The organism is Arthrobacter sp. R4-81 (assembly GCF_054792365.1).
The window spans coordinates 374309-397131 of sequence record NZ_CP096445.1 but is presented as its reverse complement, the minus strand read 5'-3'; the positions used below and the strand labels follow the sequence as shown (position 1 = coordinate 397131).

The window sequence follows — 22823 nt, the reverse complement described above, 5'->3', positions numbered from 1 at the left end:
TCGGATGCTAGACGAATGTGTTCAGCCATCCCTGCGGAAGGTCTATTGGCAGCAGAGAGGGTAGTGCCAGGAGTACGACGTACAGCACCAGGGTATAAACGACGGCGGTCTTGACGCGGGCTCGCGCCACGGTCAGCAGGAACGCGGGGATGAAGATCGTGACTGCAACCAGGTATCCGAAGGCGGCGGTGAGAGCCAGGAAGCCTGTCATCCATAGGAAGGTCTTCAACGCGAACTTTGCGTCAAGGGTCCAACCTGCCTTCGTGGTCTGTGTGTCAAGGATCCCCTCTGGCTCCGCAGCAAGGGTCGCATCTGCCTTCGGGGTTCTGTCGCGAAGCCTTCTCCGGGTCTCAATGAAGAGCAGGATGCCGGAGAAGATCAGGCCTCCGGTGCTCACCAACTGGGGGACCAGCCTGGCTTCCGGTGAGAATGAGAACGACGCGACTAAGGCCGCGGCGAAGGCGACGAAGAAGATTCCTGATGCTACGAGGGACCAGGTTGAATTCTTCAGCGGGGCTTCGTCGTCCTCGGGCTGCTCGTCCCGGTGTCCGTCGTCGACATTGGTGTGGCGACGGGCGCGAATGAACTTAGTGAACGCCCAGATCATGGGCAGTATCAGGATTGCCAGGAAGAACAGTACACCGGGGCGAGCCATCCAATCGAAGCCTTCGTACAGGCTGTCGGTGAGGAAATAGTAGCGTTCCAGCGGGATTGCCAGGACGAAGCCGATCAGGAATGGTGCCCGGGGGAAGCCTGTCGATTTCAGCAGCCAGCCGAATGCGCCGAGGACGATCATGATCCAGAGGTCGCCAAGCTGGCCGCCTTCTTGGAATGAGCCCAGGAGCATGATGGCTACAAGGCCTGCCGCCAGTACAGCGAAGGGGACCTTTGTCAGCTTGGCGAGCTGCTTGACGCTGAGGAAGCAGAGCAGTGCGCCAAGAACGGAGGCGATGGCGAAGGACCAGACGATCAGGTACATCAGATCGAGGTGCTCGGTAATGATGGAAGGGCCAGGCTGGATGCCGTAGGTGAGGAGCATTCCCAGGAGCATCGCGGAGGGGACGCCGCCGGGGATGCCGAACAGCAGGGTGGGGATCAGGTCGCCGGCCTCCACGGAGTTGTTGGCGCTTTCGGGGCCCACTATGCCGCGGGGGTCGCCCTTGCCGAACTGCCGCTTATCCTTTGCCGTCGCCACGGCCTGGCCGTAGGCCATCCAGGTTCCTGCCGTGGCGCCGACGCCAGGCAGGACGCCGGCCCAGATGCCGATGAGTGCTCCGCGGATGACCTGAGTCCAGTGGGTGAGCCACTCTCGGATGCCTTGTCCCCAGCCGCCGCCGAGGGTGATGATTTGCTGCTGACCACGGCGCTGGCTGGCGCGGGACGCAATTTCCGCCAGTCCAAAGACACCAAGGGCTACAGCTACGAGCGACAGGCCGTCGCCGAGGAACAGACTCCCGAACGTAAAGCGCTCCTCCGCCGTAGTCGGTGACGTCCCGACCATCCCGAGGATCAGGCCAAGGAGGCCTGCGGAGACTCCCTTGATGATATTTCCGCGGGAAAGGACGGCGGCAAGAGCCACACCGAGGACGGTCAACATGAAGAGCTCCGGACTGGCAAAGGAAAGGACCAGAGGCCGGGCCAACGGGATGGCCAGGGTCAGACCGACTGCGCCGATGATGCCGCCGGCCATGGAGGACAGGAACGCCAGGGTTAGGGCCCGCGCCGCTTGTCCTTTCTTTGCCATGGAGTAACCATCGAGCATGGTCACGCTGGCTGAGGCGGAGCCGGGGGCGCCGAGCAATACCGCCGAGACGGTGTCTGACGTATGAACTACGGCGAGGGCGCCGATCAGGAGTGCCAAAGCCTGGGGCGGTTCCATTCCGAACGTAATGGGCAGCAGGATGGCGACGGCGCCTGTGCCGCCGAGGCCGGGGATGAGGCCCATGATCAGACCGGCGACCGTGCCGATCAGGAGCATGATGAGCAGGGAGGGGTCAGCGAGGGATGCCAGCGCTGCCATTGCGGAGTCAAGCATGATGCTCCTTATTCAACGTGGATGTCGTATTTGCTCGCGAGCAGCCCTGTGACATAGGACCGGACGGAGCCGCTGACTTTGTAGGCGTCCCTGACGCGGTCGGCTACGCCGGCGTCCGCAACCAGGGGGTAGCCGCCGAGCACTTTGGCGGCCTTCTTTTGGAATTCTGCATCTGCACCGAGTTTTTCGCTGGACTGGCGCAGCAGATCGTAGGCGTTCCCGGGGGTCTCTTGCGGAACCCAAAGCCCTTTTTGGTAGGTGTAGGTCAGCCCGAGCAGGGTCTTGTAGGCCTCGTACTTTTCGCCCGAGGGTTTCTTACCGTGGAGCGTTTCATAGGCTTCTGCCACTGTGGGCACGTCGGGGAAGTTGGGGTCACGGATGACGTCTCCCGCTTCGTTCACCTGGCCGAAGGACATCAGGACGACGGCTTTGCCTTCCTTGACAATGCCTGCGACGGCGGAGCCGTAGGCTGACGTTGTCTGGTAATCCAGGTCGATTTCCCCGCGCTGAAGTGCCAGGTTGACCGGTCCCCGGCCCTCGAACCCGAAGGTGCTTGTCACGTCGGCTTCGAGCAGGTCGAAGGCTACCAGGGTGGTGATGTCGAGGCCTGTGGCACTGATACCACCGAACTCAAGCGGCTGGTCCCTGTTAATCAGGTCCTCCAAACCCGCCACCCCTGCTTCGGCACGGGCGTAGATGACTCCGCCGGTGCCGTTCACAACGACAGGCTTAAGGTCTTCAAAGGAGTACTTCACCGCCGAGCGTCCCAGAACCCACGGCACTACGGTGGAGGCCGTGCCAACCAGGATCTCGGTGCCATCGGTCTTGGCTGAGCGGGCGAACCTGTTAGTGCCCAGAATGCCTTCGCCGCCCGCGTCGTTCACGGGTGCAAAACCAGGCCGACCTGGAACATAGTTGGTCAATTCTGTGCCGATGAACCGAGCCCAGGTATCTGTTCCACCGCCTGAAGCCAAGGGAATCAGGAATTCGAGGGTTTCGCCGCTAAAGTCGCCGTCGTCGGTGCTGGAGGGCGGGTTCAGCAAGCTTCCGCCCAGGACGGTAGTTGCAGTGCCCAGCAGCGCGAAGGCGCCTACGGCTGTGAGGATGGTGCGCCGGGAGTGCTGGGGCGGATCAGGCTGTTCGCTCGGCTCGGCTTGCCCATCGGTACCTTCCGGAGCGAGCCCCGGCGGTTCCAAGGATGACATTTTGCTCGTCATTGAGAAATCCTTTGGTTAGGGCCTACCTCAATGCAACACCACTCCGGCAGCAATAAGAGGACAGCCTGTTATTTTTGTGTTCCGCTACCAGGACTCTGGTAGCAGCAGTTCGGCGTCCGCGATGAGGCGGGCACTCCGAATGGTTCCGACGACTGGCACGCCGTCGCGAATTTCCGCCCATGTCTGGACGATGCCGGCTGGAGTGCGCATGATCAGCCCGGATGAAGGATCAGTTGTGAGGAGGTCTCTGACCACTGTGCCTTCTTGCTGCGCGGCCATGGTCAGTGCGACGCTCCCCGTGATGGCCAAGGCCGGATGGAGCCTTCCCATGGACAGCATCCTCACGTTGAGGTCAGCTTCATCGTCCTGGGACGCTTTGCCCACCAGAGCCAGCTTCGGGATCGCCCGAGCGGCTTCAGCCCGTGTGGCCGCAAGGCCCATGCGTACCGCGGCGTCTCTGCGAACGTCGTCCAAATGCACAAGGAGTGCAGCCTGGCTGTCGATGTCCGCGGCCGTCTCTGTACCGCTGAGGCCGATAGATTCAGCGTCCAGAATGATCAGGGGAGCTCCTGCATCGATGAGCGTGGCCGAAACTTCACGCCCATCGAAGGTCACCTTCTCCACGGGTTCGCCGGTGGGAAAGAGCTTTCCTGTGGTCTTCCCGGCCGGGTCCAGGAATCCCATGCCCACCGAAAGCCCGGGGAACGGAACGCCGGGAATCAGTTGGGTGCCCGGATCCTGAAGCTGGCCGTCCGGCGTCGGAACCCTCTGCAAAATTAGCTGATCAGTGTTGGTGTTCAGCGTCCGGACCGACGTGTTCTCCTGGCCGGGAGCCACCCAACCTCGCTGGATTGCGTACGGTGCGACTACGGCCGAGCAGTTGCCGCAGTTGCTGCCCCAGTCCACCCGCTGCTCGTCAATGGCCACCTGTGCGAACGTGTAGTCGACATCGGCCTCGTCGCTGAGGGAGCGGGACAGGATGACGGCCTTGCTTGTGGTGGACGTTCCGCCTCCGACGCCGTCGACCTGACGGTTATCGGGGCTGCCGAAAAGACGCAGAAGAACTTCGTCGACGCTTTTCCCGGGGACCTGGAGATTGTCCCACTCAAACACCCAGCATTTGCTGGTTCCGCCCCGCATCCACGCTGCTGGGATCCTGAACATAATTGCTGCCACACCTTCCTTAGCCCTTCATTTGGGCTTGTGAGCCTGTCGGCTGGTCTCAGTGTGATCCGTCACTCGTATGAATTACAAACGCCAGTTTGTGCACCTCTATGCACTTATACTTCAATCATTAGGTTCGCAGGAAGGCTCATGTGGGCGACTTGAAACGCCTTGAGGAAGATTCCTCCGATTTAACCTGCGGGAGAGCGGCATGCATGAAGCATGCGCATAGGATTGTGCAGGGGGAGTAAGAATTACTTCAAAGAGGGGCGGGGCTTGTGCTTAACATTCGAAGACTTGAATTGCTGTTGGACGTGGTCGAACTTGGATCGATTACCGCTGCTGCAGAAAAGCACGTGTACTCCCCGTCGGGAGTGTCACAGCAGCTGAGGCGTCTGGAAGCCGAAATCGGGCAGCCGCTTCTTCAGCGGCAAACACGCGGGATGGTTCCCACGGATGCCGGGCATGTCCTGGCTGCACACACGCGCCGTATCCTGCGGCAGATGGCTGCCGCTGAAGCGGATCTGGCAGAGATCGCGGGTCTCCACCGTGGCAGCCTCACGATGGGGACCTTTCCCACTTTGGGAGGTTCCTTCCTGCCGCTCGTGATCAGCCGGTTCAAGAAGGAGTACCCGTCGATCGAGCTGCACGTCCGCAGCAGCCGTTTCGAGGACCTGGTTGAAATGCTGGAAAACGGCCAGGTTGGGATGTCGCTTCTCTGGGACTACGAATGGAATCGGATCAGCCCTGGGGATTTTGCCCTGACTACTGTGTTCGAGGACGCCACTGCGCTTATCGTCGGCAAGGACCACCGGCTTGCGCGTCGGAAGCAAGTAGACATGGCAGACCTTGCCACAGAAGAGTGGATCGTTCGCGGTGATGCCCATCCGGTGGTCGAAGTACTGCAAAGAAGCGCACGTGCTGCGGGGTTCACTCCACGAATCGCTTTCCAGGCCAACGACTATCAGGAGGCTCAAGCCATGGTCAGTGTTGGCCTGGGTATAGCGCTTGCTCCGCGAACCGCCGTCGTAAATAAGCATCCCGGTGTCAGCATAGTTTCCCTCGGTTCGAGCGCCCCGTCCCGGAGGGTGCTCCTCGCGCACCGTCACGACAGGGTAAGGGCCGCCGCGGAAATGGCCTTCCAGGCAACGCTCCTGGAAGTCGCCAAAGACACGACCGCGGACTTCCGGTGAAGGAATGCTGGAACGTCCAGCGTGACGGGTGGCCCCTGTGGGTATCGTCAGCAGTTCCTGCGCCGCGTCCATAAGATGGCTCAGAAGGTCCCGAGCAATCTGCCACGCGACCCCGATCAACCATGGGATCTCCTCACCCGGGCGCTACCGATATTCCGGGCGCTACCGACGGCGCAGGAACCAGACTGTCCCGCCGCCCACACCAGCACCCAGAAGCATAAGGCCCCCTCCCATGGCGATCCACAGCCACAGCGGCACCTCGTCAGATGACGGTTCAAGGTCTCCAGTGGAAGCGGCACCTGCAACCGGGCGAGTGCCGGTGGTAACCGCTGCGCTGACCGGGGAAGCCTCTGACGCAGTGGCAACCAAAGACCCAGCGGGCAGGCATCCGGCTGTGGGATTACCCAGCCCGGCTACAGAGCCCGCAACACGCTCCCCCGCAGCGGGAGCTTCGCCGTTGCCAACCATGACGCTGACCACCTGCGTGTCCGAGCTGCGGCTGCCGTTCGCGAGTGTGGCTGACTGAGTCATGGTGAGTCTGTATTGACCGGCCGCGGTGAACGCCCAGGTGGCGTGCGCGTGCACGCCTGCCGGCACTGATAGGCTCCGCCCCGGGCTGAGGAGCTGGACGGGTTCTCCGAACGCGCCGAGTTCATAGATAGTCACAGCACCAGGGCCGCTGACATTATCGAGCGACCAGGTCACAGGCCCCACCACATCGGAGCCCAGCGATTGGGTGTTCCACCCCAGCCATGGAAGGCCTGCCGCCTGCGTCTGCGGCAACTGGTACACGATGGCTCCAGGTGTGCCGAGGAAGCCGAATGCGCCCTCCGGTATGCGGGTGGCAGCACTGGCTCCCACATTCAGGACAACCTCGCCCGGCTCCCGCCAGGCCGGCACGGCGGTGGTTCCGTCCTTCAGAAAGGAACGTAGGCGCCCGTCAATCACGCGGGTCGCATAGTCCACGTGCCCGGCCGAGATCACTGCCGCACCGGTAGCGATCCCGGCCCCGGCTGATGTGCTGGCCTTGCCAGTTTCGGATTCCTCCAGCCAACCGGGCAGGGCACCGCCCGCCTTCGCAGGCGCACCAGGCAGGCAGACCGTGCCGGGTCCCACGGGGCTGCCCGCAACCGCCCTGCCCCCTGCCGCACCCGGCACCGCACTGGAAGAGACGATCGGCGCGGTTTTCACGCCACCGTCGATTGTGTCGATGGACTTCCCCGCGAAACAGTCGCCGGGATCTACCCTCGATACCTCCACGGACTCACCCACGGCCCACGCGACGGTGAAGTCACTGCTGGCACCCGTGGCTGCAGTCCGGTTAAACGCCATGCAGTACACCCCCGGCTTAGAGAACACCCAGGTGCCATGCTGGTGCACGCCGGCCGGGATGGTGAACTGGTTCGTTCCGTCCGTGGTGTTGAACTTCATCGCGGCAGCGCCGAACGTACCGAGCTGGTACAGGGCCATCTTCCCGGGTGCCGCATCCTCGCTGCCTGTGGTGCCAAGCTTCTTGAGCGTCCATGTCACGTCCCCGGCTTCGGGGACCTCTTCTGTGGACCAGCCGGGCCAGATGAGCCCTGCCTCTTCGCTTTGCCCAAGTACATAGGCAGTGGAGCCTTCGGTGCCGATGAACCCGAACGGCGAGCCAGCTGTGACAGGTCTGCGGGCCGCATCGCGGACCTGCAGGACGGTCTTGGCAGGGTCCCGATAGACGACGGTGCCTTGGCTGGAGTCCTTAACCTGGGTAGTGAACATGCCGCCGAGCTGTCGGCTCGCCAGGTCAAGGTGCCCGGCACCGATGACGGTCACGTTGCTGGGCTGTGTGCCCGTGCCGGGATCCGGCGTCGGTTTGGGCGTTGGGGCCGGGGACGGCCCGGTGCCGGTTCCGCCGGACCCGCAGGGTACGACGGCGTCACGGTTGACGTAGTCAGTCTCCCCTGGCGTAGTGCTCCCTACCGCGATGGTGAGAGTCGTCGTCGTGCTCGAGGCTGCCGCCGTTACACCAGGAACAGCCGAAAATGTCAGTGGGACGCAGTACACGCCGGGCGCAGAGAAGCTCCACACGAGCATGTTGAGCGAGCGCGGGGCGAGGTCCGCTTGGGTCCGCCCTGCTGAAGGATCGGAAGACAGGACAGCGCCGGTGGAGCGCTCCGCTGTAACAGTTCCCGGCCCGATTACGGTGCCCAGGCTAACCCCGGCCTCGCCCACGATCCCCGCCGGATCGAGCCGGTCCGTTGAAAAGCGAACACCGGGCGCACCCCATGCGCCGTCGGGTCCGAATACATAGTTGGTGCCGTTCCGGACTGAGCTCGAGATGACGATCCGGCTTGGATCGACGTCCCGGGCAGACGCCGTGGTGGTGGCGTGGACGCGAGCGCCCACTGCAATTTTTCCTTCATCGAGACGCGGTTCCAGTGCCACGAGCCCGGTGTCCGCCACTTTGCGGGCGGGCTCCGTTACAGCCACAGGCTCCTTGCCGTGTGAGAGCATGGCCAGGCCGTCGAGCCCGGCGGGGCGGTCGCACGGGACTTGGTCCTTGGCCTTGGCAGGATCGCCGACCCAGACGGTCAGGCGGGCGTCCTGGCCCACGCGTGTGCCGTCACCCTTGAGCATCTTGGCGTTGATGGCCAAGCAGTATTTGCCCTCTGCGGTGAATGCCCAGGTGAAGTGGCGGTGGTTAGCTGGCCCCACGGAAAGGCTCTGTGGCATCCCGCTGCGCGTGGACCAAAGGAGCGAGGAGGGATCGAAGCGTTCGGTCACAGCCCGGCTGTCGTAGAGGGCGAACGAGCCGTCTGCGGGACCACGGACCTCCATCAGGCTGAGGTCCTGTGACGCGTAGGGGCCCATAGACCCCGGCACGAAGTCCTGTCCGCTCACACCGGGCCAGAGGTGTGTTCCGGAATTGCCTCCGCCTTCGCTCCAGAACCAGAGAGGGCTGCCGGCTGGTGCTATCGCTGACAGGTCCGAGGCTGCGCTGGGTGAGGGAACTGTGGTTTGCTCGAGTCCGGAAGTAACAACGTCACGGAAGGGAATGCGGCCGTAGGTACCGGCGTCGATGAGCAGGGCAAGTGACCCGCCGTCGTTGGCCAGCGGGGCGCGGACGTCAACGTGGCCGGTAGCGAAGACAGTCACCGGCTTCTCAGCGGGCCCGCCCGTGCCGGGGCCACCGTCACCTGGGACAGGATCAGGCCTGCCTTCGGCGCTGCACATTGGAACCGTTGCCGGAAGGTCCCCGGCCACCACCGTGTAAGTTGCTGTACTCGGAGCAGGCTGATTGCCGCTGCTGCGCAGGACGGGTGCCATCTCGATGGTGAGGCAATAGACGCCCGGAGCGCTGAAGCCGGCCTGAAGTGCGTAGATGGAGTTGTTCGGGCTCATGCCGAGCCGCGGTTGTGCGGGGTCAGAGCGGAGCGTGCGGGTGTCCCATCCTGCCGACGTCGCTACCCCGCCCGGGCCCCGCCCCGTCACCGTCGCATGGGCGCCTTCAGGCGTGAAGGCCCCGGTCAGGGCAAGGTACCCGTTCGTGCTGGGTCTCAGGTCTGTGGTGGCCGTGGAGCGCCGGTTGATCTCCGCCTGCGCATCCGGAATCATGAAGTCAGCCTGCCCATTCAGCAGGTGGGTCTGGAGGAAGAGCCGCGCGTTCTCCCCGGTCGCGTAGTCCACCGGCGTGAGCCCGGAGGTGCCTACTGTCCCGTCCAGGGCCATTCCTGGTGTGGTGTAGGTGCCATCATCCGCGCGATCCGCGGCCGGGATGTTGAGGACCGCGCCTCCGGCCGGGAAGAACTGCTGGCTCCGGTAATCGCCGTTGAAACCCGAGCCCCAATGCTCCGTGTCCACACCGTAGCCCGGCGTGATCGTCTCAACGACAAGCGGGTTGCCCGCGAACGGGTTGATCTTGGGCGCAAGGCTCACCCGGCCGTGGTCGAGGACAGGAAGTTCGCCCGCGCTCGTGCGCACCGTCCGCAGCGCGGAGGACTCCGAGGATTCGCCCTGCTTTACAGTTGCAGTCGGCCCAGTCGCGGAGGAGGAGTCTGCGCCCAAGGCTGGGTCTGTCGGGCTGAGCGGTTCGGACGCTGCCGGGGCCGGCGCGCTCGAGTCGACGGAAGGCGCTGGGGCAGGAGCCGGGCTTGAAGGCTCAGGGGCCGGATCTGGGTCTGGGGCTGGAGCCGGGCTTGAAGGCTCAGGGGCCGGATCTGGGTCTGGGGCTGGAGCCGAGTCAACCGGTTCAGGCTCGGAAGCAGTCGCCGTGGGCGCGGGTGCAGGAGTCGGCTCGGTGGCCCACGCCGGGACCCCCGCGACGGAGCTGAGCAGCGCGGCGGTCAGGAGGGCCACGGCGGGAGCGGTGCGGAGCGGTCTTAAGCGGGTCACGTTGCGGCTTTCCAGGGTGCGGTGGGTGCTGGTGGGATTTGGGGCGGGATGCCCAGCGGGCGCCGGGATGAGAATCCCGGCACCCGCCGTCGACTATTTGGTGACGATCTTGTAGGTCAGCGGATCGGACGCAGCTATCTTGCCCTCAACGTTCGAGGCCTTGATGGTCACGTAGTAAGTGCCCGCCGCGGAAAAGGTCCACTTCGGGTGGACGTGGAGCGCCTCCGGGGCCGTTACGTCTGCCACCCTCGCGGTGTGTGTGGTTCCCGAGGAAACAACGTTCTGGGTCGAATCAAACACAACGCTTACGCTGCCCGGGTTCCCGGACGCCGGGACAACGCTGTACGCGATGCTGTCACCGTTGACGAGAACACCCTCGGCGCCAATCCCCTCGGGTGCTTCCGAGCCCGACAGGGCGAAGCCCGCGAGGAGCTGGGACGGGTTGGAATCGTTGGCCTTGATAACCCACGAAGAGCCCTCACGCTGGGTCACGACGACGTCGACCACCGGTTCCTTGGTGGGAGACGCCGCAACCTGGGCAGCCGTGTAGTACGCGCCCGTGTACTCATGGTTGAGGCCCAGGATGAGCTTGTTGGCGGTGGGGTTGATGCTCGCGCGGGCAATGTCAGCATGCCCTTGTGAGACGTGGTACGTCGCGGCATTAGCGGCCGGGACCCCGAATGCGAGGACCAGGGCCGCGACGCCGGCGGCCACTGACCCGGCAAGCCCGAGGGACCTGCGGGGCCTTACCTTGGCTGTGGCGGTGTGTGCTCCGGGCGTTGAGGGTGAGGCGACGGAAATAGAAGAGTGCAGCATGGGCACCTTTCTGGTGCGAGGTGGTGTGCGGACGGTGGATGACCATCCTTATTGAGAATGATTCTCAAACAAGCTGGACCCTACTGGTTTACGCCGCCTTAGTCAACTGAGCCGGCTCAGACACTTGATCAAGCGGGTTCGGCGTCTTTCGGTGGACCAGGCGCCGGAGGACTCCATGCCGGGGCGCCGCAGCCCATGCCGCGACGAACAGTCCGGTGGCCACGAGCACGATCGTCCCGCCGACGGGCAGGTCCCAGCTCCATGACACATAGAGGCCCACTGCTGCCGCGCCTCCTCCGATGAGCGGCGCGAGGAGCATCATGCGGCCCAGGCTGTCTGTGAGCAGGCGCGCGGTTGCGGCCGGTGTTATGAGGAGGGCGAGGACGAGGATGGTACCGATGGTCTGGAGTGAAAGGACCACCGCGATGGTCACGAGCACATAGAGTGCCATGTCGAGCCACATCACCGGCAGACCCGACGCGCGAGCCATGTCTCTGTCGATACTCACGGCCACGAACTCCTTGTGCAGCGCCGCAAGAACGCCGAGAACGAGGACCGTCCCTACAGCAACGGTGATGACGTCCTCATCAGGGATCCCCGTGATCGAGCCGAAGAGGAAGGACTCAAGCGAGCCGGAATAGCCTGGCGCGCGGCTCACCACGACGATACCCAGAGCGAACGCCGCGGCGAAGAACACACCGATGACCGAGTCCTCCCGCAGCCGGCGGTGCTGAGTGAACACCGCGATCAGGAGTGCCGTGACTACTCCCGCCACCGCTCCGCCGAGGATCAGATTGCCTTGAAGGACGAACGCGACAGCGAGGCCCGGAAACACGGCATGCGAAACGGCATCCCCGATAAACGCCATGCCCCGCAACACCACAAAGTTACCCACGATCCCGCACAGCACTGACGAGGCGACAGCCACGAGCAGCGCGCGCGGCAGGAAGGCGAGGTCCGGGTTAGCCAGATCGGCGAGGAAATCAGCGAAGGACATCAGGCACCCACCATTTCGGTCTGCTCGGCAGTCGGCACAGCCTGCGGTCCAGACCCGGACCTTGGCCGCGACGCGGTCCCTGGCAAGGGCTGCGCGCCAAAGGCCCGCATCCACCCGTCAGTCGCTACGACCTCGGCCGGCGTCCCGTCGGCTACGACGGTCCGGTTCACCAAGCACAGGCGCGTGCAATCCGCAACGGCGCCGGCCAGGTCATGGGTTGCCATCACGATGGCCGTTCCTTCGGCAGTCAGTTCCCCGAAGAGCCCGGTGAGAAGCTGTTGGGTGGGGATATCCAGGCCAGTGAACGGCTCGTCGAGCAGGAGACCCTGTGGCGCCAGGGCCAGTGCGCGGGCCACCAGGACGCGTTGCTTCTGCCCACCAGAGAGCTCCCCCACCGTGCGGCGGTGCAGATCGGCCAGCTGCACACGGTCGAGCGCAGCGTTGACAGCGCGCCACTCCTCCAGGCCGGGGCGCCGCAGCCAGCCCAGGGCTGCAGTGCGGCCGGTCATCACCGCGTCCTCGACCGTGATGGGGAATTCCCACGCAAACTCGTGCTTCTGCGGCACGTAGCCAAGCCGCTGGCGGCTCCGGCCGATACGCGCCGCGCTGACGTCCACATGCCCCTTCGAGGGCTTCACGAGCCCGAGGATCGAGCGCAGGAGTGTCGTCTTACCCGCGCCATTGGGCCCTATGAGTCCCACGAGTTCGCCGGCCCTGACCTGTAGATCCACGCCCGTGAGCACCTCCCGCCCGCTGAGTCGCACGGCAAGGTTCGCGACGTCGATCAGCGGGCCTCTGGGGCCAGGAAGGTTTGGTCCTGCCGCGGCATTCCCGGAAGCCAAGGCGCTCACGCCCGCGTCTCCCCGGCTTTGGCGGGCTCCCGTTCGGGCCCGCGGGTATGCGCAAGCTCCGCCGCTGCGGCAGCCTTGGCGCGTCGTCCACGCACGGCCGCCGCGGCGACAATCAACCCAATTGCGAGGATTCCGACGGCACCCACCCCCGTCATCGCGGCCGTCACGGCTTCTGCAGGAAGGCCCAACGGCCCTGTTCCCGCCACTGTCGCTGATGCGACCCCATCCTGCTTGCCCTTGGTTTCGGTCTTCCCCTCGGCCACAGCTGCGGGAACGGCGTCGAACACTGCCTGTGTGTCCGCCGAGTCGCCGACGGCGAAGCGCAGAACCTTCCGGTCCACCAGGGGGGTTCCGTCGGAGAGTTCAGCGGCGAACTCGACCGTAAGCAGGTACGTTCCCGGCTCGGTAAAGATCCAGTTCCCGTGGGTGTGGACGTTGGTGTCCATGAAGATGTCCTGGAGCCCGGTTTCACGTGAATCCCACAGCACCTGCGGAGCCGTAAGGTTGCCGCTCTGGAGGTAGAGCAGGAGATCGCCGGGGCCCTCCACGTCCACAAGTGTGAAAGCGATCTGCCGCCTAACACCCTCTATCACGCCCGCATCCTGCGTGTTCCAACCGATCCAGACTACTCCTGGCATCTCCGTCTGGGGTACCACATGGACGGCCTGCCCCGCGGCTTTTCCTACAAACGCGTAGGCCGGGTCATCCGGCATGGTCAGTTCGGCGGTATCGCGAACGTGGAACACTACATCGTCCGGCTCACGCCACACTGATGGCTCGATAGTGCCATCGCGAACCTGGACGCGCCACGCACCGTCGACGAAGCGAGGAGCGAGGTCGATATGCCCCCGGTCCACCACCACACGGCCGTCGGGCGGCGCGGGCTTGGCAGCATGCGCAACAACCCCCATGCCCGGCGCAAACAGGGCGGTCCCGCCGGCCAGGCCGCTGGCGAGGACAGCCACGAGCAGCAAGGAGAGGAGATGTTTAATGCTTTTCATTGGTGGTGCTTTCCGGGTTAAGGCAGCGGGAGACGGAGTCTGCAGTTGCGCGCATCATCGCTGCATAGGTGTTGACGGTGGAGTCGAACGTGTCACCGTAGATCGGGCAGACGGCCACGCCGGCATCCCGGGCGATCGAGGTCAATGCCGAGGTTCGGGTGAGAAGGTTGGGCTCGAGAAAGACGGCCGGAACCGCCAGATTGCGGATGGTCTCGGTGAGCTTGCGACGATCCTGGACGCTCGGCTGGACAACGGGACTTGGCGTAACAAAACCTGCGACTGTCAGGCCGTAGGCGTCCGCGAAGTAGGCGAAGGCGTCGTGGGTGGTTACGAGCTGTCGGCGCTCCCGCGGGATCGCACTCATGCTCGCGGCGATCTCGGCGTCGAGCGCATCAAGTTCGCCGGCGTAGCGGGCAGTGTTGGCGTCGTATATTGCTTTGCCATCCGGGTCGCGCAGCACCAGCGCATCCCGAATTGTCAGCGCGTAAGCTTTCGCATTTTTGACGTTCTGCCACAAGTGTGGATCAAGCTCGCCATGGACGTGTTTGCCAAGCACCGCCTGGGGCAGCTGGTAGAGGCGGTCGCCGGGGCTGCCCAGAAAGCGGTAACCGGGTCCGCTGGGGATCTCCTGGATGGCTTTATTGGGGACCTCAATCACGGTCGATTCCGGATCGTAGCTCATCCGCTCCCCCTGCTGTCCGTGGACATCGCCGTAAAGATCGAGGTGGCCGGCGTCGAGGTCCACGGAGACATCGGCATGGCCCCCCTCAAGGACGGTCACGGCATCCGGATCAACCGCAGGGTTAGCACGGGCCAGCGTCCTCGCCGCCGTCTCGGGCGCCACTCCGACCGCGAACGTGTACGTCGACTCACCGACAGGCAATGGCCTGGCCCCGGCTTCCCTGCGGACAGCCGCGGCGAGCGTGAGCCGGTAGACACCGGGAGCTGTGAAGGCCCAGCTCATATGCGAGTGCGCATTGGGCGGCAGAACGGCAGAATCGGCACCGATCCGATCTGAGTCAATGAACATGCGGCGGGCGCCGAGTGTCTCGGTGGTGTAAGCGACCAGCCGGCCGGGCCCTTCGACCGCGGCCGCGCGGAGCTCGACGTCAGACCCAGCTGTCGTCCCAAGTGCCGCACCACTGCCGCGCGTCCGGATCCCGAGCCACACCGTATCCAACGTGAGGTTCTCGATCAGGGGGATGACTTTGCCACCACGCTTGTCGGCCTCCTCGCCCAGGGCCAGGTTGCCGACACCGGGCCGCAGGTTCGCCGCCAAAGCCTTGATGATGCGGTGCTCCTCGAGGAGGAGTCCGTTCGAGAGCGCCAGATCCGCGTAGGCGATGGAACGCACGTCGCGCAGACTGGGCTCATAGGAGTGAACGCTCGCGCCTGGAGGCACGAGCGAGGTCACCACAGCCCGCTGCCCCGCTACATTCTGGGCGATATCAGCGATGATTCCCGTCGTCGCGATGACCTTTAGCCGCGGGTCCTGGACACTGAACTGCACCGGGGGCGCGCAGCCCGTGAGGAGCAGACCCACAAGGACAGCGAGCACGGCGACCGGTGCGGCAGGGGCGTGGCGAGGTGAACGGGCGATGAGGGGCACGGCTGCTTTCGGTCAAAGGGGAACTTCTCGACTCTAAAGCACATGATAATCATTCTCAACTACTGACGATGCCCAATTGTGCCGAGGGTAGGTTTCCGAGTCCTAGGAAGAGCAGGAACAGGCAAAGGGGTTTATCCCGAGGCAGGAAGCACTTAGGTTGGAGACAACCTCCGCAACCGCAGTGCTATCCGCTGCGCGCGTGGGGAATGACTGTTCAATTCAAGAGAGCGAGCTTCAACAGTATGGAATTCCGGTATCTGGGCAACAGCGGCTTCAAAATCTCCGAAATCACGTTCGGCAATTGGCTCACGCATGGCTCACAGGTGGAAAACGACGTCGCCGCCCAGTGCGTACAGGCGGCTTTGGATGCCGGCATCAGCACTTTCGACACCGCTGACGTCTATGCGAACACCGCCGCAGAAACCGTCCTTGGTGAGGCGCTCAAGGGTGAACGGCGCGAATCCCTTGAAATCTTCACAAAGGTTTTCTGGCCCACCGGCCCCGGCGGGAAGAACGACGTCGGGTTGTCCCGCAAGCACATCATGGAATCGATCAACGGTTCCCTAAGCCGGCTGCAGACGGACTACGTGGACCTCTACCAGGCGCACCGCTACGACGTCTCCACTCCCCTCGAGGAAACCATGCAGGCGTTCGCGGATGTCGTCCGGCAGGGCAAGGCACTCTACATCGGCGTGAGCGAATGGAATGCGGAGCAGATCCGGGCTGGCCATGCCCTCGCGAAAGACCTTGGCATCCAACTGATTTCCAACCAGCCGCAGTACTCCATGCTGTGGCGGGTCATTGAGGAAGAAGTTGTTCCGGCGTCGGAGGAACTGGGCCTGTCCCAGATCGTCTGGTCACCGCTAGCGCAGGGCGTGCTCACTGGAAAGTACCTTCCCGGCCAACCGGCGCCGGAGGGCAGCCGGGCCACCGACGGAAAGGGCGGGGCCGACATGGTCAAGGGCTGGATGAAGGACGACGTCCTCACCGGTGTGCAGAAGCTGAAGCCCATCGCGGAGGAGGCCGGGCTGACCATGGCGCAGCTGAGCATCGCCTGGGTCCTGCAGAATCAGAACGTTGCCGCCGCCATCATCGGCGCTTCCCGCCCCGAGCAGGTGGAATCGAACGTCAAGGCCGCCGGCGTAAAGCTCGAACCGGCCGCGATGAAGCAGATCGACGACGCCATCGGCTCCCTCGCCGAGACGGATCCGGCAAAGACCGTCTCCCCGAACCTGCGCGACGCATAGAAAGGCCGAGGCCGCCACTGCCGTTGGCTACGACGGTGGCGGCTCTTGGAACGGCCTTTGGAATGAACCCGGGGTCAATTCGACATCCGTGCAGCTGATGTTCACGTTACTGTCACCTGCCGCTGATAGGTTCTGCGGATGAACCAGCTACTGCCTGAGCCTCAGTCCCTGATGGTGAACGATCTCTCTGACCGCGCTGGATACGACGATCAGTTCCTCGGGACCCGCGTTCCCCTCCCCACTCTGGACGACGTCGCCACTGCCCTGCTTCCGTACACCCACTTCTCAGTCCTGATGCGGTTGGATAAGCGGCTGGCGGCCGTAACGGCGCTCGGCATTGACGGTGAGAAGCTGATGGACCTGGACCGCGAGGGAATCCAATGGAGGCTGGACCCGCGTTTATCCGAGGACCAGCAGACAGGCGAAAGGGTTTACGCCCGCAACGACATCGACCGGGGTCACCTGGTCCGCAGGGCCTCGGCTGTGTGGGGAGAGACCCTGGCAGAAGCCTCTACGGCCAATGAAGACACCTTCCACTACACAAACGCTGCGCCACAGGCGGCCAAGTTCAACCAGGGCCTGGAGCTTTGGCTTGGTCTGGAGTCTTACCTGCTGGACAACGCAGCCGACAACCGCCGGCGTCTCGTCATCTTCACAGGTCCCATCTTCAGCGAGGCCGATCCCGTATACCGGGGTGTCGAGATCCCCTTGCAGTTCTTTAAGGTCGCCGTCTTTATTGAGAGCGGCGCCTTGGCTGCGACGGGGTACGTTGTGGACCAGTCACCACAACTGGCAGACCTGCCGGATATGCCGCGGCCCGGGGTCGAGGAGGACGCTCCCCCGCTTGGACCGTTCCGGACGTTCCAGGTACCCATCCGGGATATCGCTGCCTTGACTGGGCTGGAACTCGCGCACTTGATCGCGCTGGACCGGATGCCCATCGCGGCTGCGTTGCCGTCAGCCCGCACAGGTTCTGCCTGGCGGCGCCTCCACTCCCCGGAAGACCTTGACCTGGACTTCGATTTCCCGGCGTAATCAACCACCGGGAAACGTCTCCTCCACGCCGGCGTCACTTCCGTTCGCATATGCTCGAAGGGCACTCATTGGCTCAACGACGAACCACGCGGGAGACACCTCATGACCACTTGGCGGATCAGGGATTTTCATTCGGCCGACCTCGACGGGATCCTGCACCTGTGGGAATCCCTCAAGGCCAGCAACGTCGAGCCCGTCTATGCCCTGTCTGAAGTTCTGGCTTCCTGCGAGAAGGACTACGCCGTAGTGGCGGTGCAGGGCGAGCAAGTGGTGGGTGCCGCCGTCGGACGCGCCGCCCATGACCAGGGCTGGGTGGTTTTCCTGGCCACCCTTCCCGAATTCCGCGGCCGGGGAATCGGCACGTCACTGCTGGCCGCCGTCGAAAACCGGATGGCGCCGCACGGGCTCAACAAGCTCTCCGCCTTGATGCCGGAATCCGAGACCCGTGTGGAGGCTTTCCTCAGCCGCGGCTTCCAGCTCAAGAAGAACCTGCGATACTTTGAGCGCAAAATTCCGGTGGCGCGGCAGGAACTGGAGCCGTTGGGCCTGCTGGGCGGCCGGGTCCTGGCCCGAAACCTCTGGGAGAACGTGGCCGGCATGCACAACGAGAAAGAACTGCTGGAGCGGCGGCTTGTCCTGCCGCTGGCCGAGGCCGATCTCGCTGACGAATACGGTGTGGTTCCGCCGCGGGCAGTGGTGTTGTTCGGGCCTCCTGGTACCGGCAAAACCACGTTTGCGAAGGCCATCGCTTCCCGCTTGGAGTGGCCGTTCGTGGAGGTGTTCCCGTCCCGTCTCGCCTCGGATCCCAAAGGCCTCGCGGGTGCACTGCGGGAGACCTTCCTGGAGATCGCGGAACTCGAACACGCGGTGGTGTTCATTGATGAGGTGGAGGAGATTGCCGCCCAGCGCTCCGGCGAACCTCCGTCCCCGCTGCAGGGCGTCACCAACGAACTGCTCAAGATCATCCCGGCCTTCCGCGAACAGCCCGGCCGCCTGCTGGTCTGCGCCACCAACTTCATCCGGGCCCTGGACAGTGCGTTCCTGCGTCACGGCCGGTTCGACTACGTCATCCCCATCGGCCTTCCAGACCGCGTCGCACGGGAGGCCATGTGGCAGCGCTTCATCCCTCCCACCGTGGTGGACGACGTCGATATCGAACTCCTCGTGGACCGCACGGAAGGCTTCTCGCCGGCGGACCTCGAGTACGCGGCCCGCAGTGCGTCCCAGCGTGCGCTCGAAAAAGCAGTGTACGACGACGGCGGCCTCGCTTCCGGCGGAAGCGCCTCGGTCCGGGAGGCCGTCCGGAAGGGTCCCGCCACGCAGGACTACCTCGACGCGATCGGAGAAACGCGGACCACCGTCAGTAAAGAGGTCTACGCTGAATTCCTGGAGGACATCGATTCCCTCGGTCGCGTATAGCAGGAGGCGCCTTTATGGCCACGAACCCACTCGGACATGCACTCATCCGGATGGGAGGCCGGGATCCCGGGGAGAAGCACAGGGCCGCTACTCCACTGGAGCTCTTTTTCGATCTCACCTTTGTGATTGCCTTCGGCGTGGCCGGCAGCCAATTTGCCCATGAGATTGCCGAGGCCCACTTCGTTGCAGGCCTCCTCGGTTTTGGATTCGCCATGTTCTCGGTGATCTGGGCCTGGATCAACTTCAGTTGGTTTGCCAGCGCCTACGACACCGACGACTGGATTTTCAGGGTTGTCACCATGGTCCAGATGATGGGCGTCCTGATCCTGGCCATGGGGATCGAGCCGATGTTTCACTCCCTCGTTGAGGGCGGCCATGTTGATAACGCGGTGATGGTTGCCGGTTACGTGATCATGCGGCTGGCCCTCGTCTCCCAGTGGCTGCGGGCTGCCAGGCAGGATCCGCAAAGGCGGCAAACCTGCCTCAACTACGCGAAGTATCTTGTGCTGGCACAGCTCGGCTGGATCGTGGTGATGATCGTCCAGGCCGACATCCTGACCACTTTCCTGATGATGGTGCCGCTCTTCGTGTTTGAGATGGCCACTCCTTCCCTCGCGGAACGGAAGATCAGGACACCCTGGCACGCGCACCACATAGCGGAACGCTACGGCCTCCTGGCCATCATCGCGTTGGGCGAATGCCTTATCGGAGCCATCGAAACCTTGCGTGCGATCGTTGCGAACCATGGATGGAGCCTGGACGCTGCCATGGTGGGCTTTGCCGGGACTGCGATCGCCTTCGGAATGTGGTGGATCTACTTCATCCTGCCCGCCGGCCAGTCGCTGCACCTCCAGCGGCACCGTTCTTTTCTTTTCGGCTACGCCCACATGCCGATTTTTGCCGCGATTGCAGCGACTGGCGCCGGTTTACATGTTGCCGCCTACTTCATTGACCACGAGGCCCATGTCAGTGCCGCCGTTGCGGTAGCCACCATGGCCGTTCCTGTTGCGCTCTTCAAGCTCTCACTGACGTGGCTGTACAGCGCCATGCTGGGCTTTGACCGGACAATTGTGGGCGTGGCAGCCGTAGTGGTGCTTCTGCTTGGCCTCAGTGTGGGGCTGGCTGCCGTTGGCGTGGCCGTTCCAGTGTGCATGCTGGTGATTTGCGCAGCTTTGGCTGTCTCGGTTGTCGTTGAGGAACATCCTCGAGCGAAGGCGGCCCATTGCCGGAAGGTTGCACTGGAGCGGCTGCATTCAAGGGTGGCCGCAGCCGGTAGCTGAGCGTAGCTTGTGAAGAACCAGCCACTTCCCGTCAGGAGCCCCAAATGACTGAGAAGAAAACCGTCGGCGACCTGGCCGGCTTTGGCTCCGATGATCTTGCCCTGGCCGGAGGAAAAGGCGCTAACCTCGGCGAACTGCTGCGGCAAGGATTCCCGGTGCCGTCAGGTTTCGTTGTCACCACCGATGCCTATGCCGCCCTTCTTGAGGAAAACGGGCTGGGCGCCAAGCTGGACACGCTGCTTGCTTGGTTGGAAGATGCCGGGGCGTCCGGGGCACAAATCCGGGACCTGTTCAGCCAAGCGAAGATACCGGACGCTGTCCGCTCGGAAATCGTTGAAGCCTACACTGCAATGGGAGACGGGCCAGTGGCCGTGCGTTCAAGCGCCACGGCTGAGGACCTGCCCGGAGCCGCTTTTGCCGGTCAACAGGACACCTATCTGAACGTCGTCGGCGAAGAAGCGCTTCTTCAGGCCGTGTTGGATTGCTGGGCCTCTCTCTGGACGGACCGGGCCATCTCCTACCGGCAGCGCCAGGGGATCGACCAGGGGCAGGTTGCCATCGCCGTCGTCGTTCAGGAGATGATTCAGGCGGAGACCGCCGGGGTCATGTTCAGTGCAAATCCGGTAACCGGCGAGCACGGTGAGATCGTCATCGACGCGAGCCCCGGTCTCGGCGAAGCCGTGGTTTCGGGGCTGGTCACACCGGAGCACTACGTCCTGGACAGTGCAGGGAAGGTCCGCGAGTTTACTCCCGGCGGCCACCAGTTGAGCATACGTTCCCTGGCGGGCGGAGGCACGGAGGAGAGTGCCGGCACCGGCACCACCCGTCCGGCCCTCTCCGACGGGCATTTGGAGGAGCTGGCCAGGTTGGCGCTTCGGGCCCAGGACCATTTCGGCCGCCCACAGGATATGGAATGGGCTGTGGCGGACGGGCGTGTCTACCTACTGCAGTCGCGGCCTATGACAGCCCTGCCTCCGCCGCCGCTGCGCCTCAACCGTTTCCAGCGGGTGATAGGCCCCACCTTCGTGGAGATGTTCCAGATACGGCCATATCCGCTGGACGTGTCGGGCTGGATGCAACGCGGAGTCCTGGCCATGCTGCGTGGCATGGCTGGCAGCGTCGGCGTTGTTTTTCCCTCGGTTGAGAAGTTGCTGCCCGAGGAGGGCGGCGTGGTGCTCCAGTTGGTTCCTCCGGTGCCGCACCCGACGCTTCGCACCCTCGCCGCCCCCATCTCGGTCGCCCGTAGGGCCCGCCGGTTCAATCCCGTTCACTGGACGGAGGACAGCAGGTTCTCCGCGTTCCTCGAGGGCGTCCGGCGTCTCAACGCGCAGGATCTGCGGCCCTTGACGTGGCGACAGGTGGTAGGCGCCGCTGAGGACGCCTTCGTCACGCTGCACGGGATCACCGACTTGCGGATCTCTTACCTGCCGGGCGCCTTTGTTCACAGCTGAAGCTGCGGCCCATGCTCCTGGTGCTGGGCAAGAGGCACCTCGGCTCAGCACTTATCGCAGGAGCGGAAACACGCACCAGCCAGGCAAACCAGGCGCTGGGGGACCTGGCCGCCCGGGTCCGGTCCCATCGCGGGCTGATGCTTGCCTTCGCTGGGCCAGGTGGCCCGGGCGAACTGTTGGCGAGATTGGAATCGGAGCCGGAATTCCAGGATTTTTATGCCGATTTCCAGGCTTTCCTGGCCGAATACGGGCACCGGGAAACCGTGAGCATCGTGCTGAGCAGCTCACCAACGTGGTCAGATGCCCCGGAAGTCGTCCTCGGGCTGATCACCTCGATGCTGGGCGAGCGAAGGCAGACCACCGACCAGACCGGGGCGGCGCTGGCGGAACTCATGCGGCACCCGGCCCTGCGGATTCCGGCCGTGGGCAGGCGCGTGCTGTCCGCCGTTGACGCCGCCAAGGTTGGCATTGCCTTGCGCGAGGACACCCACTTCTACGCCACCATGGTGATGCCCCCGCTGCGCCGTGCACTGCTGGAGCTGGGCCGGCGGCTTTGCGACGCGGGCGTGCTGGCAGAACCAGAGGAGGTCCACCACCTCCGCTTTGAGGAACTGGCGGGAATGGACGACGGCGGCGCGCTGCCCGCCGTCGAACGCGAACGGTACCGCCGGCTGGTACTGGCCAGGGCGGCCAAGCGCCGGGAGCTGGAAGGGATTCCGCTGGTGGATCCGGCCGCCTTGTTCGGGCACAAGCGCCGCGTTCCGGGGGCACTTGTGTCCGGCACGCCCGCCAGCCGGGGTGTGGCCACCGGAACGGTTCGGATCATCCGCGGGCCGGACGAATTCGGGTTGCTGCGCACCGGTGAGATCCTCGTCTGCCCCTACACCAACCCGGCCTGGACGCCATTGTTCCGGAGGGCAGGCGCCGTGGTGGTGGACGCCGGCGGCATCGGCTCCCATGCGGCGATTGTGGCCAGGGAATATGGAATCCCCGCTGTCATGGGCACCGGCTCGGGGACCAGCACACTGGTCAATGGGCAAAGCGTGCAGGTGGACGGAACGCTGGGACGGGTCACGGCGGCCCGGGGGGCCCCCTGACAGCGGATCAGTCTGTAAATCGTCGCAGCCGCGGACAGGA

16 protein-coding genes are annotated in these 22823 nt (G+C 64.1%); 7 read left to right on the top strand and 9 right to left on the bottom strand.

Annotated elements, in window-relative coordinates:
* Positions 1-7: 7 nt before the first annotated feature.
* From M1E05_RS01910 to M1E05_RS01900, 3 genes are all read right to left on the bottom strand, one after another.
* The gene (locus M1E05_RS01910; RefSeq protein WP_458112438.1) at positions 8-2035 is read right to left on the bottom strand and encodes a tripartite tricarboxylate transporter permease; all 2028 of its coding nucleotides are present in this window, start codon (positions 2033-2035) and stop codon (positions 8-10) included.
* An 8-nt stretch (positions 2036-2043) separates the two neighbouring features.
* Positions 2044-3252: a Bug family tripartite tricarboxylate transporter substrate binding protein gene (locus M1E05_RS01905; protein WP_458112439.1), complete on the bottom strand. Its 1209-nt coding sequence runs from the start codon at positions 3250-3252 to the stop codon at positions 2044-2046.
* Between the two features lie 84 nt (positions 3253-3336).
* The gene (locus M1E05_RS01900) at positions 3337-4416 is read right to left on the bottom strand and encodes a PrpF domain-containing protein (RefSeq protein WP_458114585.1); all 1080 of its coding nucleotides are present in this window, start codon (positions 4414-4416) and stop codon (positions 3337-3339) included.
* A 278-nt stretch (positions 4417-4694) separates the two neighbouring features.
* On the opposite strand from M1E05_RS01900, the gene M1E05_RS01895 reads away from it, so the two are divergent.
* The gene (locus M1E05_RS01895; protein WP_458112440.1) at positions 4695-5609 is read left to right on the top strand and encodes a LysR family transcriptional regulator; all 915 of its coding nucleotides are present in this window, start codon (positions 4695-4697) and stop codon (positions 5607-5609) included.
* A 162-nt stretch (positions 5610-5771) separates the two neighbouring features.
* Here the strand turns inward: M1E05_RS01895 and M1E05_RS01890 are convergent, their stop codons facing one another.
* From M1E05_RS01890 to M1E05_RS01865, 6 genes are all read right to left on the bottom strand, one after another.
* Positions 5772-9980 (bottom strand): TIGR03773 family transporter-associated surface protein, encoded by a 4209-nt coding sequence (locus tag M1E05_RS01890; protein WP_461164277.1) that lies wholly within the window; start codon positions 9978-9980, stop codon positions 5772-5774.
* Positions 9981-10073: 93 nt separating this feature from the next.
* Positions 10074-10796, bottom strand: coding sequence for a TIGR03769 domain-containing protein (locus M1E05_RS01885; protein WP_461164276.1), 723 nt, complete (start codon positions 10794-10796; stop codon positions 10074-10076).
* Between the two features lie 88 nt (positions 10797-10884).
* Positions 10885-11796, bottom strand: coding sequence for an anchored repeat-type ABC transporter permease subunit (locus M1E05_RS01880; RefSeq protein WP_461165311.1), 912 nt, complete (start codon positions 11794-11796; stop codon positions 10885-10887).
* Complete coding sequence (locus tag M1E05_RS01875) at positions 11793-12644, bottom strand: anchored repeat-type ABC transporter ATP-binding subunit (protein ID WP_458112443.1); 852 nt, start codon at positions 12642-12644, stop codon at positions 11793-11795. Before M1E05_RS01875 ends, M1E05_RS01880 begins: the two co-directional genes overlap by 4 nt.
* A complete protein-coding gene (locus M1E05_RS01870; RefSeq protein ID WP_461164275.1) occupies positions 12641-13645 on the bottom strand; it encodes a choice-of-anchor M domain-containing protein in 1005 nt (334 codons plus the stop codon). Before M1E05_RS01870 ends, M1E05_RS01875 begins: the two co-directional genes overlap by 4 nt.
* Complete coding sequence (locus M1E05_RS01865; protein WP_458112445.1) at positions 13632-15254, bottom strand: anchored repeat ABC transporter, substrate-binding protein; 1623 nt, start codon at positions 15252-15254, stop codon at positions 13632-13634. Before M1E05_RS01865 ends, M1E05_RS01870 begins: the two co-directional genes overlap by 14 nt.
* 242 nt (positions 15255-15496) lie before the next feature.
* On the opposite strand from M1E05_RS01865, the gene M1E05_RS01860 reads away from it, so the two are divergent.
* The 6 genes from M1E05_RS01860 to M1E05_RS01835 all read left to right on the top strand — a co-directional run bounded on the left by M1E05_RS01860 (position 15497) and on the right by M1E05_RS01835 (position 22783).
* Positions 15497-16501, top strand: a complete 1005-nt coding sequence (locus M1E05_RS01860; RefSeq protein ID WP_461164274.1) for an aldo/keto reductase family protein — start codon at positions 15497-15499, stop codon at positions 16499-16501.
* Positions 16502-16639: 138 nt separating this feature from the next.
* Complete coding sequence (locus M1E05_RS01855; RefSeq protein ID WP_461164273.1) at positions 16640-17536, top strand: DNA/RNA non-specific endonuclease; 897 nt, start codon at positions 16640-16642, stop codon at positions 17534-17536.
* A gap of 102 nt (positions 17537-17638) precedes the next feature.
* Positions 17639-18955, top strand: coding sequence for an ATP-binding protein (locus M1E05_RS01850; protein WP_461164272.1), 1317 nt, complete (start codon positions 17639-17641; stop codon positions 18953-18955).
* Positions 18956-18969: 14 nt separating this feature from the next.
* Positions 18970-20235, top strand: a complete 1266-nt coding sequence (locus tag M1E05_RS01845; RefSeq protein WP_461164271.1) for a low temperature requirement protein A — start codon at positions 18970-18972, stop codon at positions 20233-20235.
* 44 nt (positions 20236-20279) lie between these two features.
* Positions 20280-21686: a PEP/pyruvate-binding domain-containing protein gene (locus tag M1E05_RS01840; protein ID WP_461164270.1), complete on the top strand. Its 1407-nt coding sequence runs from the start codon at positions 20280-20282 to the stop codon at positions 21684-21686.
* Between the two features lie 11 nt (positions 21687-21697).
* Positions 21698-22783, top strand: coding sequence for a PEP-utilizing enzyme (locus M1E05_RS01835; protein ID WP_461164269.1), 1086 nt, complete (start codon positions 21698-21700; stop codon positions 22781-22783).
* The last annotated feature ends 40 nt before the right edge of the window (positions 22784-22823 follow it).

What these genes read in the sequence shown, in the direction of transcription:
- M1E05_RS01910 (WP_458112438.1), bottom strand. Translation starts at nt 2,035, where the DNA reads ATGCTTGACTCCGCAATGGCAGCGCTGGCATCCCTCGCTGACCCCTCC.
- M1E05_RS01905 (WP_458112439.1), bottom strand. Translation starts at nt 3,252, where the DNA reads ATGACGAGCAAAATGTCATCCTTGGAACCGCCGGGGCTCGCTCCGGAA.
- M1E05_RS01900 (WP_458114585.1), bottom strand. Translation starts at nt 4,416, where the DNA reads ATGTTCAGGATCCCAGCAGCGTGGATGCGGGGCGGAACCAGCAAATGC.
- M1E05_RS01885 (WP_461164276.1), bottom strand. Translation starts at nt 10,796, where the DNA reads ATGCTGCACTCTTCTATTTCCGTCGCCTCACCCTCAACGCCCGGAGCA.
- M1E05_RS01870 (WP_461164275.1), bottom strand. Translation starts at nt 13,645, where the DNA reads ATGAAAAGCATTAAACATCTCCTCTCCTTGCTGCTCGTGGCTGTCCTC.
- M1E05_RS01860 (WP_461164274.1), top strand. Translation starts at nt 15,497, where the DNA reads ATGGAATTCCGGTATCTGGGCAACAGCGGCTTCAAAATCTCCGAAATC.
- M1E05_RS01855 (WP_461164273.1), top strand. Translation starts at nt 16,640, where the DNA reads ATGAACCAGCTACTGCCTGAGCCTCAGTCCCTGATGGTGAACGATCTC.
- M1E05_RS01850 (WP_461164272.1), top strand. Translation starts at nt 17,639, where the DNA reads ATGACCACTTGGCGGATCAGGGATTTTCATTCGGCCGACCTCGACGGG.
- M1E05_RS01845 (WP_461164271.1), top strand. Translation starts at nt 18,970, where the DNA reads ATGGCCACGAACCCACTCGGACATGCACTCATCCGGATGGGAGGCCGG.
- M1E05_RS01840 (WP_461164270.1), top strand. Translation starts at nt 20,280, where the DNA reads ATGACTGAGAAGAAAACCGTCGGCGACCTGGCCGGCTTTGGCTCCGAT.
- M1E05_RS01835 (WP_461164269.1), top strand. Translation starts at nt 21,698, where the DNA reads ATGCTCCTGGTGCTGGGCAAGAGGCACCTCGGCTCAGCACTTATCGCA.